Genomic DNA, 15,596 nt, shown 5'->3' on the forward strand with positions numbered 1-15,596 from the left:
TAATCTCTGTTGATGCTTGCATGCATTGATTACATCTGTAATAGTAATTGTATTACAGATGTAATCAATGGGGCAACTTATGATTGAAATCAGCAATGCAGAGCTTAGTGTGATGCAGGTGCTATGGCAGCGTCAGCCGTTATCGGCCAATGACGTAGTGGCGGCACTGGGTAATGACAAAGACTGGCATGAAAAAACAGTAAAAACCTTATTAAACCGCCTGGTGGCTAAAGGTGCGCTGGGCTTTGATAAAGATGGCAGAGCCTATTTGTATTATCCGCTGGTGGCCCAACAGGATTATCAGCTTGAGCAAAGCCGCACATTTGTCGAGCGTTTGTTTGCTGGCCGGGTTGCTCCGCTGGTGGCGGGCTTTGCCAGCCAAAATCAGCTTAATGCTGATGACGTGCAGCAGTTAAAAAACCTGATTGCACAGTGGGAGCAGGAGCAGAAAAATGACTAGTTATCTGCTGCAACTGTCACTGCCTTTAACGCTATTGCTGCTGTTATTATTGCTGGCGCAGAAAGTGTTACTTAAACCCCTCGGTGCCCGCAGCGTTTATGCATTGTGGGCGGCGGTGCCGGTGTTTTTGTTGACCTCTATGTTGGTTTCCTTTTCACCGGTTGCGATTCACAGTGACGTGATAAAACGCTACCAGGTAGAGCTGCAACAGGTTTCCAGCGCTGTCAGTACGACAAATTGGTTGTTTTGGCTGTGGATGCTTGGTGTGGCGTTATGCAGCGGTTACTTACTGTTAAATTACTTCAATAGCAGGGCGCAGTATTTACGCGCGGCACCGCTACAGCTAACACCCGCAACACTGTATTGCCGCCAGGCCGACAATAACAGCGGCCCTTATATTGCCGGGCTTTTTGTACCGCGCATTTTATTGCCGCATGATTTCTTTACCCGCTTTGATGCTACCCAACAGCAGCTTATTTTGCAGCATGAGCTAACGCACTGGCGCCGTGGCGACTTACACCTGAATTACCTTGCACTACTGTTGCTGTGTTTATGCTGGTTTAACCCACTGTGCTGGCTGGCTTATAGCCGTTATCGTCAGGCGCAGGAGCTGGCGTGTGACGCCGTGGTAACACAACATGCCAGTAAGGCAGAAAGAATTGCTTATGGTTATGCCTTACTAAGCAGTACACAGCAGCCATCAGCAAACTGGTGGCCGCTTACTCACCACTATGGAGACTTTAACACTATGAAACAACGTATTATGCAGCTGCAGCGCCAGCAGGGGTTAAGCAAAACGGCGGTATTGCTGGTTTTGGCTTTAGTTACGTCAGTCACACTGATATTGCAGCAACCGGCAGTGGCCGGTGCAGACAAAGCCACTCAGCTTACTGCCGTATCACGGGTTGAACCGCGTTATTCAGTGCAAGCGGCACAGCAGGGGATCTCAGGGTATGTGCAGATCCAGTTTGATGTTGATGCACAAGGTAACGTAATCAATGCAGATGTTATTAAAGCGGTGCCTGAACAGGTATTTGCTAAAGAGGCGCTGTTTGCGGTGCAACAATGGAAATATACCGCCACAGGCCAGTTGCATAAGGCACAGCGGGTTCAGCTGGATTTCGAACTGGATGCACTAGCGCCTAGCGTAGAACGGCTAAGTGTTACGCCGCCAGCGCCGGCAAAAGGCTGATGTAGTGCAAGTGCAATAACGCAGCGTTAAAACTGCAGTGCCATGTATGGCGCTGCTTTATTGCATTTGTGAAACAGAGAGGACAACGATGACACCCGCTATAGATTTGGCGAAGCAGCAGGGTATAGCTTATACCGTGCATCAGTATCAGCATGATCCGGCAGCGGCATCCTATGGCCTTGAGGCAGCAGAAAAACTGGCGCTAAACCCGGCGCAGGTGTTTAAAACACTGGTGTTGCAGCTGGATGGCAAGCAACTGGCAGTGGCTGTGCTGCCGGTAAGTCAGCAGTTAAGTATGAAACTGGCGGCAAAGGCGTTGGGCGTAAAAAAAGCTGAAATGGCTAATGCAGCAGATGTAATGCGCAGTACCGGTTATGTTTTGGGTGGCGTTAGCCCGCTGGGACAGAAAAAACGGTTGCCAACGCTAATTGATAGTTCAGCAACGCCATTCAGCACTATTTACGTCAGTGCAGGCAAGCGCGGTCTGGAAATTGAGCTTGCGGCAGAGGATTTATGCCAGCTGTTACAGGCGCAGTTTGCCAAGATTTGCCTGTAGCGCTTGAAAACGGTTGCACTCAACGTTATTGGCGGTTAGCGTGTCGGCTTTAACCAACCGGATATTGCAATGAGCAGTGTGACCATTTTGGTCGATGTGCAAAACATCTATTACACCAGCCGCGAGGCCTTTGGCCGAAATTTTGATTACAACGCTTTTTGGCGTCAGGTTACTGCTGGCCGTACTGTAGTCAAAGCTATTGCCTATGCCATTGACCGGGGCGATGAGAAGCAGCGGCAGTTTCAGAATATTCTGCGCGCCATCGGCTTTAAGGTAAAACTTAAGCCCTTTATTCAGCGTGCTGACGGCAGTGCTAAAGGTGACTGGGATGTCGGTATAACGTTAGATGCAATTGAATACGGCCAGCACAGCAATGTACTGGTACTGGCCTCAGGCGATGGCGATTTCGGCCTGCTGGCAGACAAACTAACCACTAAATATAACACCGAAGTAGAAGTTTACGGTGTGGCAGGCTTAACCGCTCAGGCGCTGGTAAAAGCCGCCAGCCGTTTTATTGCGATTGACGAAGCCCTGCTGCTACCAAGGTAAATCGCGCTAACTCAACAGCCTGTTGCTGCGCTTAAGCCGGCGCTGGTTTGGTAGTATGGCAACATCAGGTTATTCGTAAATTACAAGCATGCCAATGAGGGAAAACGATGCTATCACGTAGCGTTATGGCGAAATGTCTGGAGCCATCCACAGAACACGATAAGCGCTATGTTTGGGTGGATATACTGTTAATTCTGCTGATTGGCCTGAATATTATAGCGTTGGTGTTGCAGTCAATAGAGCCGATTGACCGGTTGTATAACCGACATTTTTTCTATTTTGAACTGGTTTCTATCGGTATTTTTACGCTTGAATATGCCGCCAGGATTTGGAGCTGTGTTGATACCTTGCCATTTCAGCAACAAGCAGGTACTAACTTGCAAAAACGCTTACGTTATATGTGTTCGCCGCTGGCTATTATAGACTTACTGGCTATTTTACCGTTTTATCTTGGTTTCTTTTTTCACATCGATTTACGTTATTTGCGGGTGTTTCGTCTACTGCGCGTATTTAAACTCAGTCGCTACTCACGCGCCATGCAGCTGTTGCTAAACGTGTTTAAAGAAGAACGTTATTCGCTGTTTGCTGCGTTTTCGGTGTTGTTTATTATTATGCTGGTGGCGGCATGTGCTATGTATACTTTAGAAAAAGATGTGCAACCACAACACTTTAGCTCTATCCCACAGGCCATGTGGTGGTCGTTGGTTACTCTCACCACGGTGGGGTATGGTGATGTAACCCCGGTTACCGATTTGGGCCGCTTATTTGGCGGTTTAATTACTATTGTCGGTATTGGTATGGTAGCGCTGCCGGCGGGTATTCTGGCGTCGGGTTTTTCTGAGCAGTTATCCCGGCGGCGACAGTTTTTTCAACTGGCGCTGGAGCAGGCATTTAAAGATGGTAGAGTAATGGCTGATGCCGAGCCGGCGCTTAAACGTCTGCGTGCCGAGCTGGGGATCAGCCATACCGAGGCGGCGATTTTGCGTGAGTTGATGGAGAGGCGTTATCAGACGCTGCATCACAGTAGCGATGACAAATAAATGGCTAAGTTTTACACCTGTGCCTGCTGCAGTGGTCATTGCTGTTTAAGCCAAGAGTTGCTGAGCTTCTGGTTGGAGCGCCTGCAACATGCTGAACGTTTACTGCAGATCGCCGGGCGCTAACGATTATTACTTCGACTTATTTAACAACGCTTTTAAATCAGCAAAGGGGTTATGGGTCGCCGGCGCGACTTTTTGCTCAGTGGTGCCGCCGTACAGTATAAATTCGTGGAATTTATTGTGCTCGTTGTCGTGGCAATAAATACATAGTAACTCCCAGTTGCTGCCATCGGAGGGGTTATTGCTGTGGTTGTGATCAATATGATGCACGGTTAATTCGCGCAAATTGGAATGCACAAATTCACGGGCGCAGCGGCCGCACACCCAGGGGTACATCTTCAGCGCTTTATCGCGATAGCCTTGTTCCTGCTGCTGATAGGCCAGGGCGCCGCTGTTGGTTTTGCTCATAATGGTTCTGCTTTGCTGCGTGTTAACATTAAGGCCGATTTTAGCAGCCATAGCGGCTGAAGCAATGCTTGTTTAACTATTCTGCGCCCGGCATGCCATTAGCTGTCGTTGCGCAAACAAACGGATGTATTTATGTTAAGTGTTTCCCTGGGGCCGCTATCACTGCCCACTGCGGTATTGCTGTTGCTGTTAAGTAGTGTCTGCGGACTTATTGTCGCCCGTATTGTTGCAAGGCGCAGCGGCAATAGCGCTACAGACCCGTTGTTGCTGGTATTGCTTGGCGCTTTATTATTCGGCCGGTTAATCTTTGTTATCCGCTTTGCCGACAGTTATGACAGCCTGTGGCAGATGCTGGATTTTCGAGACCGCGGTATCGACATCGCCGCTACTGTATTGGCGGCGCTGGTATTACTGATGTTGCAGTTTAAACGCCATCCGCTACTAAAACGCGCTATGGCGGCTGGGGCCATCAGCACGGCTTTGAGTTTTTCGCTTGGCAGCGCCTGGTTACATTCGCAGCAACAACAGCAGGTACTGGCCGACATCCCCCTGGAGAGTTTATCGGGCTATCAGGTTGGGTTGGTGCAACTGGCACAGGGTAAACCTGTGGTGATGAATATCTGGGCCAGTTGGTGCCCGCCATGCCACCGCGAGATGCCGGCGCTGTTAAAAGCACAGCAGCAGTATGCCGATATCAGCGTTATTATGGTTAACCTGCAGGAAAATCGCGCTACCGTGCAGCAGTACTTGCGCCAACACCAGTTAGCTTTTGACAATGTGCTGCTGGATTACCGCGGTGATGTTGCCAGCTATTACGGTGCGCAGGGCGTGCCGGCTACCTTGTTTTTTTCTGCCGATGGCAGCCTGGCGGCAGCGCACTTTGGTGAGTTGTCGCATGCTATCTTGCTTCAGGGGATGGCCAAAGCCGGCAGGTGACATCTTTAAGCTGGCCACTCAATATTTTCTGGTGGCTTTTCTGTTAGCACTGAAACCCAGTGTTGCAGCGGCTTTGGTTTGGAGAAAAAGTAGCCTTGTACAACTTGAGCTCCTAGTGTCTTTAAAAAGCGACGCTGTGAGTCGGTCTCTACACCTTCTAAAATCAATGTTAGCTTAAGCGTCTTTGCCAGCTGCATTATGGATTGTACAAGCTGAGCTTGTCGCTGATCGCCGGGTAGGTGCAGTAAGAAGGTTTTGTCTAGTTTTATGGTACTAACCGGAAGTTTGCTTAAGGTACTTAAAGACGCCTGGCCAGTGCCAAAATCATCCAGCGCGATGTCGAAGCCAAGGCGGCTTAACACCTGCATTTTGTTAAATAGGGGTTGTTGATGCTGGACAATGCTGTTTTCTGTTAACTCAAGCTGTAGCATGTTCAGCAAAGGCGCTTGGTGCGTAGCCAGATCAATTAGCTGGTTGTAAAAGGCGTCACACAGTAGGTCTGAGCCGGTAAGATTAATTGCCACCGGATAGCGAATGTCTTGCGCCGTAAAGTGATTAATAATCTCTATCGCTTTTTTCAAAACAGCGGATGAGAGCTGCGAAATAAAACCATATTGCTCAGCCAATTCAACAAGATGGTTTGGTGCAATAAAGTTGCCTGCTGCATCTTGCCAGCGAAGCAGCGCTTCGAAACTGATAATTGTGCCATCAGGTGTTACTTTTGGTTGTAGCCAAAGCTGCAATGCATTTGCGACCAAGCCTTGCTTAAATTCATGCAATAAACGCAGCTGTTGGTTTTTCTGCTCTAATACATCGGCCTGGTAAAATGCCAGCGGTTTGGTATACGCATCGGCAGATTCCAGTGCCGCTTCGCACTGCTCAAGCATAAGTTCCGGTTGCGCAGTAACCTGGTTTGATACACTAATACCCAGCTCGTAGACAGGTTTAAAGTCGCCGTTGCTAAGCGCGAGTACTTTAGGCAACAGCCGGTGAATATTCGCTGTTTCTTCGCTAAATGAGGTACTGTGCTCTGGTAGTGGTAGCCACAATACAAACTTAACCCCACGTAATCTTGCCGCCAATGCTTGCTCGGGGATGCAATTACGGAACTCGCTGGCAAATGACGCTAACAGCTCGTCGCCGGCATGATAGCTATGTTGGTGGTTAAAGGCTTTTATGTTGCACAGCCTAACAATAATCATCAGGCTGCCAGCTTTACAAGTGGCGTATTGTTTTATTAATTGCAAAAAAAAGCGACATTCTGGTAGTGCAGTTAATTTGTCGTAGTTTCGCCACAAATTTTGTTTCTGTTTGTTGGAGGTGATTTTCTGGTGTAGTTGTTTTAGCTGTGTCAGATCATCCATTTGTACAAGATGATGTTGCTGCTCAGTGCGACACAGATGATTCAGCATGATATAGCCAGACGCAGAACCTTGTATCAGACATTCTGTCTCGTGGCCTAGCCAAAAATGCGCATTATCTGTGCCCTGTGGTGTTACCAGGGCGGCAATATTTTTTATACCTGTATGGTTACTGATCGTAATACCCAGAATCTGATCTGCTTTAGCATTTGCTTTTAAAATTTTGCCGTCATGGGTTAACAGCAACATTGCCTTACTTTGATGATCAAAAATATCCTCATACATGGTGTTACTTTGGCTTATAACGGTATTTTGTAGCTCAAGCGAGCGGGCATTACGCTTTAAGGTGCTAATAACCCGCATAACCGCCAGCGGGATACACAGGTTAAAAAATAAAAACAGTAAGCTATGCAAATAGATGGGTGTTGCTGGTAAAGTTATTGATATATCAAATAAATTTACCGGCCCCGTTCCCCATATCAAATAATAATAAGGGATAAAGTTAAGCAGCATTACAGCGATTGTCATGTTGCGTGAAAAAAACAACATGGCAATAATCGGAGCCGTATAAACAAAAATAACCCCGAGTTTTGACAACTCAAAATCGTCGATAAACAGCAGCATGCAAAACCCCGCGGCGAACACGGTTATCAATAGTAGGGTTTTGCTGAACTGCAGTAATTTGGACGAAAAATACAGCGCTAATAATAAGACCGTATAGAAACTTACAGTGATCCCGATAATGTACCAGGCTTTAACCTGGTAAGCTTGCCATGAGCTGTGTAAAACGATGACCAGCACCAACAGCAAGCCAGCACTTAGGATAATTCGTAAGGTACTTTGTTGCAGATGTTCTACCGAAGCAGAGTTGAGATCAGGCTCGGTTAACAGTAGTAAACGTTTAATACGGCTTAGCATAGGTTTTCCGTGTTAAAAGACTACAGAGCCATCCTTGCGGTGTTGTCTAAAGGTAACTTATTAAAATTATTAGTGTTCGGCTAGATGTTAACTTATTGCAGTATGATGCACAATGTTGCACAAATAAATACTTAGCCCGTGTAGTAAAAACATGTTAGCAACACTACCTGACACCAAAATGACAGTTCGTCTTTGCAGAGCTAAATTCATACTGCTCCGACGTTATGCGCTAAAGCCGCAAGCTCGCATATTGGTGAGACAAACTAAAAACTAAACCGGCCAGCAAACCAAGCAGAGGATCACTGTTATTAATTTTCTCACCAGATCTAACATAAAAACCCAGTTGGCTGTTGTATTACTGCTGGTTTTAGCCGCCCTATGGCTGGCAAACAGATATAGCAGCACAGCAGCTGTTGCAGCTGAAGGTGATAAACCGCAACCGCTGCAAGATAGCACTATAGCGCGTAAACCTGTAGAGAATGTAACTGCCGATCACGATCCGCTGAGCAACGCAAAGCTCGGTACAGCTACAGATAATGACGGCAAACTGGTGATTATGACAAGGCCAGACTGGGCGCTGGACAGCAATTTGCTGTCACACTTTAGTCGCTTAAATCACTCTGCACAGCAGGGCGATAGTGAAGCGGCCTATGTGTTGGGCATGAACCTGCGAAACTGTTATGTAGTGCCAGAAGACGCCGCCGCACTGGCTGAGCGGTTGCAACAAGCCTACCAGTTTAACGATAATGGCGAGGCAGCAGCACATATTTCTGAACGCTATGACTTTTGTTTGGGTGTTGATAAGCAACAGCGTAACCAGTTTTATGCTTATCTAGCCATGGCTGCCAGCAAGGGTTATGTGCCAGCACAAGAAGCGATAGCGATGATAACGCCAGAGCAGTATATGCTCGCGACAGGTTATGCCAGCCTCGAGCGTAATGGCTATGTCGCCAAACGTAGTGGCTTTATTCAACAGCAAGTCGACTTTTTATCTTCTGCTGCACAGCACGGCAGCCTTAAAGCGCTGATAAAGCTGTCGCAACTGCATCATGCACAAACTGTAGGGAAAGATGGCCGCTTACAAGCTTATGCGTTTAACCAGATGATTATGGAGCTAACCGACGACACCGAGTTGTACAACCGCTACAACTGGTTTCAGCAAAGGGGGCAGTCAGTATTTACGCCAGAGGAAATTGAGCAGGCAATGGCAATGTCAGAGCAGTGGTTAAGCATCATACAAGCCAATGGTACTTTGTACTTGCACAGCGACTAATAGCTGCTGGATGCGCCGCTTATGTCGTTTGCCTTTGCCGGTGAAACCCGCCATTCACTGCACGCTGCTTGATGGCGCAGTGCCGTTAAAACAGCACGGCCATTTTGCCGCTAAACCACAGCGCAGCGATTAATCCAGTGCAGCCCAGCGCGTTGATAGCAGTAAGCCATAGTTTACTTACCGGGCTGGCGCTGTGGCGGTTGATAGTGGCGAACAAGGCTGCTACGGCAATAATGTAGGTAGCAACAGGCAAAAACCAACCAGAGCTATAAGTGGCTGCCTGCATAAAAACAACCACGGCAAAAGTGGTTAGCACCAAATCGGTAGTTAAGGTTGGTTTTTTTGCTAAACGGTAAGCGTTATTGGTGTTGTTGTTTAACTGAGTCATAGTAGTGTCCTTTAGATTTTAATCAGTGTGTTTAACCAGCTTCATAACCAAGACACGGCAGCTAAGAGTAGTGTGACAAACTTTTTTAATTATTTTTTTGTCCATCAGGTTTGTATAGATAAAACAGCCGCAAGCCTGCACCTTGCAACCTAAAGGAACATTATGCGAATAACATTGTTAGTTGTTTTGTTACTTATGTCGTTTAACAGCAGCGCTAAAGACTGTGTTGTGTTGCTGCACGGCCTAGCCCGCAGCGCCAGTGCGATGGAGACTTTGCAGCAAGCGCTTGATGACGCCGGTTACCATAGCGTGAATGTTGATTATCCGTCGCGTGACTATAGCGTAGAAGCGCTGGCGCCGATGGCTATTACGCCGGCATTAGTGCAGTGCCGGGAAAAACAAAGCCGAGCTATTCATTTTGTTACCCATTCAATGGGCGGTATTTTGCTGCGCCAATATCTGCAGGATAACGTTATTACAGATTTAGGCCGCGTAGTGATGATGGGACCACCAAATCAGGGTAGCCAGGTGGTCGATAATTTAAAAGATGTACCGGGCTTTGAAGCATTTAACGGCCCGGCCGGTATGCAACTGGGCACCGGCAAGCACGACATACCCAAACAGCTGGGACCGGTCAGTTTTGAGCTGGGCGTTATTGCCGGTACCAGCTCTATTAACCTTATGTTATCTACCTTCTTGCCCAACCCGGATGATGGCAAGGTGTCGGTTGAAAATACCAAAGTACAAGGCATGTGCGCGTTGGTTACGGTAGCTGTATCGCATCCGTTTCTGATGAAACGGCAACAGGTCATTGACCAGGTGCTGCATTTTTTGCGCAGCGGCAGCTTTTTTGGCGACAGCGCACAGCAATTTGCTTGTCCGGCACAGTTAAAGACGAAGCTAAGTTGATTTAATTCTGTTACATGATTTTTGTCCCTTTAAATATAACAGCAAATAAAAGGTTTAATAATCTTGTTCGGTGGTTTTTGAGGGGGTGGGTAAAAGGCGAGACCTTATCCTGAATAAAGAGTAACTCGCTCCAGACTTACAACTTAAGTCACAGTATTTACAAAACGTTTGTAATTTAGTCCTGATTTTTATAACTATTTTCTTATCCCTCAAGTTTTTGCAAACATTTGCATCTCAGGACTTGAGCCTTAGCTCATTTAGCTTCTCAGCCAATTTAAGCTTTTTCTGGTTCTGATAATTTGATTTTTTACTGAACATGATGTTGACTGACGTATTGGTTAATAATTAACCAGAAAATAGTCATGTTTAGTAGGCGAAAAGGAGGACGTCATGGGTAACTTGCTTCGGCTTTTGGCAGGTATTATTTTAGGTATTTTCATTCCCGTATTCTTACTTTTTAATGTCATAGAGAATATCAATAATCTACAAAACTCTGTCAAAAACGACAACTCAGATAATATTATAAATTCATTTAGGGATGTCAAGCCATTGCTTAATACTGCCAATGATTACGCTTTATATTCTGTCATAATCGCTGAGCAAGCCAATCAGAAAACAATGATAAATAAACAAGTCATGAAGGTTGCAGTTATTCAGATAGGGTTTTCAGTTATATCAATAGGTTTGTTGTTTGTTGTATTGGGCTTTAATGATGGTGGGTTTGAAGCTTTTGGTTCAGGTGCAGGTTTTTCGTTTGATGTCAAAACAGGAGCTTCCGGGCTGGCGGCAATCATTATAGGCGCATCAATGTCAACGTTAGGTGGTGTCTTGAAAAATGAATACTGGACGGTAAAGCCTCCCGATTACATCGTTGAGTATTCAATGCCAGCAAGTGAAAGTATCCTGAAGAACTGCAAGAAAATTTTTATCAATCTCCCCAAAGACGACTTTCCGGAAAAGGTTTCTGTATGTGTACATGGTCAAACATTAAATTTACTTAAAAAGGAATATATAAATGATTAGATACTTTATTGCATCAATAGCAATTCTCCAATTCCTCTTTATGTCACATGTTAATGCAGACGAGAGTTGTAGCGAAGTAGAGATAAGTCTGGAAAATTTACAAGTGTTGGAAATTAGCCAATCTCAGATAATTAAAAGGGATGAAAAAATTTATGCCGTCGTATGCTTTATTATAAATGCTCCAATCAATATTGGCAGGGTTTCGGGTGGTGGTTGCGGTGGAAGTGGTAAATGCGGTGGTAACTTTTTGGTATTGGACAAATGGGTCTTTCCTATTAGAGATCCAGTTGATTATCCATCAAATGTAGAAGTATGGCATCGGTTTAGTCTAAATGAATTCAAAGGAAAAAGATTATCGATTGCAAAAAATGTCGAAATAGCTAAAGGGCTAATTTCTGAACGTGAAGAAGGTGAAATAATCATAATGGCACCTCAACTTGAAGTCGGTATCGACTCCTTTTTGAAAACAGAATTAGCCGACCCTAACATAAGGTTAGGTACAAGTCTCAATCCGGATACCATTAAGCATTTGAATGAAGCAGACAGCTTAAAACTCTTACTTGAAGACATGGATGGTGCAAAACTGATTAATATTCAGTCTCTTCCGGCTATAAATTACTGATAGTACACTTTATCAAAGTATTTAAGTAGGAGATCGAAGGAAGATATTGGTTAAACTGGATCTTTGAGTTCAGGCAAACGACAGCGTGCAGTTAATCGGTAACTAAAGCGAGCAAAACCTGCATAACTGCGCAGCATATTACTCTGATTAGTAGCTGTGTTAGTGAATAAGTATATTAGGTCTACACTGAACTCTGTTTTTGCGGACGAGGTGAAGTATGAGTATCTTTAACGATCTAAAGGATTCTCTGGCCGAAGCTATGAAGATTAAGCAAGGCCAGAAAACGACAAGCCGTGTGACCCTCTGTAAAGTGGCAGATGTTAAAACCCTGCGTGAAAGTTTAGCCATTACTCAGGCCCAGTTAGCCCAAGCGTTGAGTACCAGTGTTGATACGATAAAAAGCTGGGAGAGCAAGCGCTGCAATCCAACCGGCCTTGCAGCCAAAGTGCTGGCCACTATTCAGGATAACCCCGAGTTCTACCACCAATTGGCCGCGCATTAAGCTGGCTAGTACACCAAACTAATGCAGGGGCGCATTATTGCGCCCTTAACTTTTACAGTGGCTGTTAGTTATAGGCGCCGTTGGCATAATGTAACTCATAGCTGTGGCTGTAAATTTCCAGAATATTACCAAACGGGTCTTCCATATAAATCATGCGATACGGTTTCTCGCCAGGGTAGTAATAGCGCGGCGCTTTCATGCGCTTTTTGCCGCCGGCTGCAACAATGCGCTCTGCCAGGCCTTCAACATCCGGGTCTTGCACACAAAAGTGAAACACGCCGGTTTTCCAGTATTCAAAGTTGTTGTCGGGGTTTTGCTGATTGTTAAACTGGAACAACTCAACACCCACCCGGTCGCCGGTAGATAAGTGCGCAATGCGAAATTTCTGCCAACCTGCACCAAATACATCAGTGCACATCTGGCCGATGGCTGAATCATCTTCAATGATCTCGGTTGGCTGCATAATTAAATACCAACCCAGTACCCCGGTATAAAATTCTACCGCAGCTTCTAAATCCGGTACTGAAATACCAATATGCGAAAAGGTTCGTGGATACACCTTTGAATTATCTGCCATGGCTAAACTCCTGCTTTGTTAAGGTGTTGCTATGGTAGCTGGACAGGGTAGAAATAAAAAATTATGATTAGTTATAAAATTGATAACATGAATTTATAGATGCTAAATCCATTGTGGCTGCAAACCTTTGTTAGCCTGGTTGAAAGCGGCAGTTTTACCCGCACCGCAGAATTACGTTTTATGACTCAGCCAGGGGTAAGCCAGCACCTGAAAAAGCTGGAGCAAGCCTGTGACGCTGAGCTGTTGCTGCGCTTAGGCAAAGGGGTTGAGCTTACTGAGCAGGGCCGCAAGGTATATCAATATGCGCTGGCGTTGCAGCAACACGAGGATAAGCTGCTTGATAGCTTGAAGTTCGACTCACCATTCGAAGGGCATTGCAGCATTGCCTGTTCAGGCGCTTTGGCGCAGCGTATTTACCCTGCGGTGTTATTGCTGCAGTCGCAGCACCCGCGTTTGTGTATTGAGCTTGAAGTGGCACCGCAAAGCAGTATTTTGCAGGGTATAGCGCAATCCCATATTGACTTGGGTATCAGCACCAAGCGTGATGATAACGACAATTTCAGTTATCAAAGCTGCGGCAGCGAACCACTGGGTCTGATGTTGCCGGCAGATCGCGCTGATAATACTAATAGTGCTGATATTGTAAAAACGCTGCAATCACTGGGGTTAATTCAGCATCCGGACGCACTGCACTATCTGAACCTGTACTTCAGCCATTGTGGTGATGGCGCCCTGGCCTCGTGCGATCCGGCACTATTTAAACGCTCAGGGCGGATTAATCAGTTATCACAAATTTTACTGCCGGTAAGTATGGGGCTGGGTTTTACGGTACTGCCAGCCAGCACCTTACTGCAGTTTAGCGAGGCAGCAAAAGTGGCGATGTACCGGGCACCAAAGCCGGTGGTAGAGCCGTTATACTTTGTACAGTCGCGTCATCGCCAGTTAGCAGCCCGGTACGACACACTAAAAACAGCGATTTTGGCACGGTTAAGTAACTAGAAGTGCCGCGAGCAAAACCAACGTAAGGGCGCATTATTGCGCCCTTAGCTTTTGCAGCAAATAAAGCCTTGACCAAGTTTGGTTTTTCGGTAAATGTAACAACAAATTTAAGGTTAACTAACCTGTTCCGGTGCTAGCTGGAATAGCCAGGCAAACGGCAATATCTGGCACTGAGAGTTTGAGCCTGATAGTTCAGATAATTTTAGTTTTTTCAGATCCGGCGTTTTTTAAGGAAGTAATGTGTATACAGAATGGAAACCTAACAGCTGGATTGCCATATCTTTTGGCTTACTGTTTCAACCCTTTGTATTTTTATACGTAAACCGGCCACGCTATTTTTTCTTTTACATCGCTTTGACACTGGGCTGCATTTTTCTTACGCAGTATCCAATAGGCGCGGCACTATTTTCAGAAGGTGGCAAAGCGCAGTATTGGCCATACGCCATTACCATCGCTTGTGCCATACATGCCTATATCCTTAGCGCTAACTATGATGTTTCACAAAAAAGAAGCTGGTGGGCAAAATGGTGGACAACGTTGCTCTGTGTCATCGCGGTTTACTCGTCAGTGTTTGTTACCAAAACCTTCTTTTATGACGTGTACTCTATTCCCGCAGCATCAATGAGCCCGGCGTTAAATCCCAGAGATCATGTCGTTGTTAGTAAGCATGGTTTTGGTAACTATTCTTATGCTGGAATACCTGTGTTGCAAACTAAATCAACCGCGACAGTACAACGTGGTGACATAGTCGTGTTTAGAAAGCCCGAAAATGAAACAACAGATTTCATCAAGCGGGTAATAGCAGGTCCGGGAGATAAAATTTACTATCAACATAAACGCCTATATCTAACCAGAGCGTGCAATGGCTGCTCGGAATACGAGCTGATTGATAATGTGGAATTGGATAACGCAGCTGCGAGTGAGATTTCACAATATCAGGAGACGCTGGACGGGCAAAAGTATCAAATCCTGCAGAACACTGCTAAACCGGACTTTATACAACATTACTTCCGTCAACCGGGCATGCGCACTGGGGAATGGCTGGTTCCGGCCGGGCATTATTTTGTTATGGGGGATAATCGCGATAACAGTCTGGACAGCAGATATTGGGGCTTTGTGCCTGAGCAAAATATTGTCGGTAAAGCCGTGTATATTTTCTAACTAATTCAACGTAGGGGCGCATTATTGCGCCCTTAGCTTTTGCAGCAAATAAAGCCTTGACCCGTTTAGGTTTATAGCTAACTGTAATAGCATTATTTGTATGTAATTTAATCAGGTGAGAGTTTGCTCAATGAACATCCGTTCTGAACGGCTTGTGATGACGCCACTTACACAACAAGACTGGCCTCTGTTTCAGCTACTACACAAGACTCCCGACGTTATAGCGCAGTGTTTTGATGAACCAACAGACGCTGAGTTACAGCAGAAATTTCAGTCACGACTGCAGCCATGGCACAAAGACGCCAGCCACTGGCTATGTCTGGTTATGCGCCATCATGATACTGGTAAGGCTATTGGGGTTACCGGCATGGGAATGTCAGAGGGTAGGGCTGTAGTGGGGTATTTATTGCTGCCCGAGTTTCATGGTCAGGGTTTTGGCACTGAATCGCTACAAGCGCTTATTCAATGGGCCGCAGTGACACCGCGTATCAACCGCTTTAAAGCAGTGGTCACTGTAGGCAATGTGGCATCAGAGCGGGTATTGCAAAAAGCCGGGTTTAAGCTGGTAGCAAAGGAGCCAGATGCACATAGCATTGGCGGTAAACGCTATGCAGATCATATCTACCATTTTGACGCGGAATGATACTGCCAGCCTGCTAAAC

18 protein-coding genes are annotated in these 15,596 nt (G+C 46.1%); 14 read left to right on the forward strand and 4 right to left on the reverse strand.

What is annotated here, in order from left to right:
- Positions 1-79 precede the first annotated feature (79 nt).
- The 5 genes from ACYVIC_RS11590 (at position 80) to ACYVIC_RS11610 (ending at position 3,797) form a co-directional block, all read left to right on the forward strand.
- The gene (locus ACYVIC_RS11590) at positions 80-460 is read left to right on the forward strand and encodes a BlaI/MecI/CopY family transcriptional regulator (RefSeq protein WP_460860094.1); all 381 of its coding nucleotides are present in this window, start codon (positions 80-82) and stop codon (positions 458-460) included.
- The gene (locus tag ACYVIC_RS11595) at positions 453-1,652 is read left to right on the forward strand and encodes a TonB family protein (RefSeq protein WP_460860096.1); all 1,200 of its coding nucleotides are present in this window, start codon (positions 453-455) and stop codon (positions 1,650-1,652) included. Before ACYVIC_RS11590 ends, ACYVIC_RS11595 begins: the two co-directional genes overlap by 8 nt.
- Before the next feature lie 88 nt (positions 1,653-1,740).
- Positions 1,741-2,208, forward strand: a complete 468-nt coding sequence (ybaK, locus tag ACYVIC_RS11600) for a Cys-tRNA(Pro) deacylase (protein WP_460860097.1) — start codon at positions 1,741-1,743, stop codon at positions 2,206-2,208.
- Between the two features lie 69 nt (positions 2,209-2,277).
- On the forward strand, positions 2,278-2,757 hold the full coding sequence (locus ACYVIC_RS11605) for a LabA-like NYN domain-containing protein (RefSeq protein ID WP_460860100.1): 480 nt from the start codon (positions 2,278-2,280) through the stop codon (positions 2,755-2,757).
- 107 nt (positions 2,758-2,864) lie between these two features.
- On the forward strand, positions 2,865-3,797 hold the full coding sequence (locus tag ACYVIC_RS11610) for an ion transporter (protein WP_460860102.1): 933 nt from the start codon (positions 2,865-2,867) through the stop codon (positions 3,795-3,797).
- A 129-nt stretch (positions 3,798-3,926) separates the two neighbouring features.
- Here the strand turns inward: ACYVIC_RS11610 and ACYVIC_RS11615 are convergent, their stop codons facing one another.
- Positions 3,927-4,265, reverse strand: a complete 339-nt coding sequence (locus ACYVIC_RS11615; protein WP_460860104.1) for a YajD family HNH nuclease — start codon at positions 4,263-4,265, stop codon at positions 3,927-3,929.
- 132 nt (positions 4,266-4,397) lie between these two features.
- On the opposite strand from ACYVIC_RS11615, the gene ACYVIC_RS11620 reads away from it, so the two are divergent.
- Positions 4,398-5,201 (forward strand): TlpA family protein disulfide reductase, encoded by an 804-nt coding sequence (locus ACYVIC_RS11620; RefSeq protein ID WP_460860107.1) that lies wholly within the window; start codon positions 4,398-4,400, stop codon positions 5,199-5,201.
- A 5-nt stretch (positions 5,202-5,206) separates the two neighbouring features.
- Here ACYVIC_RS11620 and ACYVIC_RS11625 read toward each other — a convergent pair whose 3' ends face one another.
- Positions 5,207-7,480 carry an EAL domain-containing protein gene (locus ACYVIC_RS11625; RefSeq protein ID WP_460860109.1) on the reverse strand — a complete coding sequence of 758 codons (2,274 nt, stop codon included), beginning with the start codon at positions 7,478-7,480 and terminating at the stop codon, positions 5,207-5,209.
- A 343-nt stretch (positions 7,481-7,823) separates the two neighbouring features.
- On the opposite strand from ACYVIC_RS11625, the gene ACYVIC_RS11630 reads away from it, so the two are divergent.
- Entirely contained in the window at positions 7,824-8,753 is a 930-nt protein-coding gene (locus ACYVIC_RS11630; RefSeq protein ID WP_460860111.1) for a hypothetical protein, read from the forward strand.
- An 85-nt stretch (positions 8,754-8,838) separates the two neighbouring features.
- On the opposite strand, the gene ACYVIC_RS11635 is transcribed toward ACYVIC_RS11630, so the two are convergent.
- Positions 8,839-9,141: a hypothetical protein gene (locus tag ACYVIC_RS11635; RefSeq protein ID WP_460860112.1), complete on the reverse strand. Its 303-nt coding sequence runs from the start codon at positions 9,139-9,141 to the stop codon at positions 8,839-8,841.
- 162 nt (positions 9,142-9,303) lie between these two features.
- Between ACYVIC_RS11635 and ACYVIC_RS11640 the strand changes: the two genes are divergently transcribed.
- The 4 genes from ACYVIC_RS11640 to nadS all read left to right on the forward strand — a co-directional run bounded on the left by ACYVIC_RS11640 (position 9,304) and on the right by nadS (position 12,197).
- Positions 9,304-10,050, forward strand: a complete 747-nt coding sequence (locus ACYVIC_RS11640; RefSeq protein ID WP_460860114.1) for an esterase/lipase family protein — start codon at positions 9,304-9,306, stop codon at positions 10,048-10,050.
- Between the two features lie 390 nt (positions 10,051-10,440).
- Positions 10,441-11,073, forward strand: a complete 633-nt coding sequence (locus ACYVIC_RS11645; RefSeq protein WP_460860115.1) for a hypothetical protein — start codon at positions 10,441-10,443, stop codon at positions 11,071-11,073.
- On the forward strand, positions 11,066-11,695 hold the full coding sequence (locus ACYVIC_RS11650) for a hypothetical protein (protein ID WP_460860117.1): 630 nt from the start codon (positions 11,066-11,068) through the stop codon (positions 11,693-11,695). Before ACYVIC_RS11645 ends, ACYVIC_RS11650 begins: the two co-directional genes overlap by 8 nt.
- A 217-nt stretch (positions 11,696-11,912) precedes the next feature.
- Positions 11,913-12,197: a NadS family protein gene (gene nadS, locus ACYVIC_RS11655; protein ID WP_460860119.1), complete on the forward strand. Its 285-nt coding sequence runs from the start codon at positions 11,913-11,915 to the stop codon at positions 12,195-12,197.
- 64 nt (positions 12,198-12,261) lie between these two features.
- Here the strand turns inward: nadS and ACYVIC_RS11660 are convergent, their stop codons facing one another.
- Positions 12,262-12,774: a lactoylglutathione lyase family protein gene (locus tag ACYVIC_RS11660; protein ID WP_460860120.1), complete on the reverse strand. Its 513-nt coding sequence runs from the start codon at positions 12,772-12,774 to the stop codon at positions 12,262-12,264.
- A gap of 99 nt (positions 12,775-12,873) precedes the next feature.
- Here ACYVIC_RS11660 and ACYVIC_RS11665 point away from each other — a divergent pair, with 99 nt between their 5' ends.
- From ACYVIC_RS11665 to ACYVIC_RS11675, 3 genes are all read left to right on the forward strand, one after another.
- Complete coding sequence (locus ACYVIC_RS11665) at positions 12,874-13,773, forward strand: LysR family transcriptional regulator (protein WP_460860122.1); 900 nt, start codon at positions 12,874-12,876, stop codon at positions 13,771-13,773.
- A gap of 240 nt (positions 13,774-14,013) precedes the next feature.
- Complete coding sequence (gene lepB / locus ACYVIC_RS11670; RefSeq protein ID WP_460860123.1) at positions 14,014-14,934, forward strand: signal peptidase I; 921 nt, start codon at positions 14,014-14,016, stop codon at positions 14,932-14,934.
- Positions 14,935-15,064: 130 nt separating this feature from the next.
- A complete protein-coding gene (locus ACYVIC_RS11675) occupies positions 15,065-15,577 on the forward strand; it encodes a GNAT family N-acetyltransferase (protein ID WP_460860125.1) in 513 nt (170 codons plus the stop codon).
- Positions 15,578-15,596 lie beyond the last annotated feature (19 nt).

The sequence above is a fragment of the Rheinheimera gaetbuli genome (genome assembly GCF_054781935.1).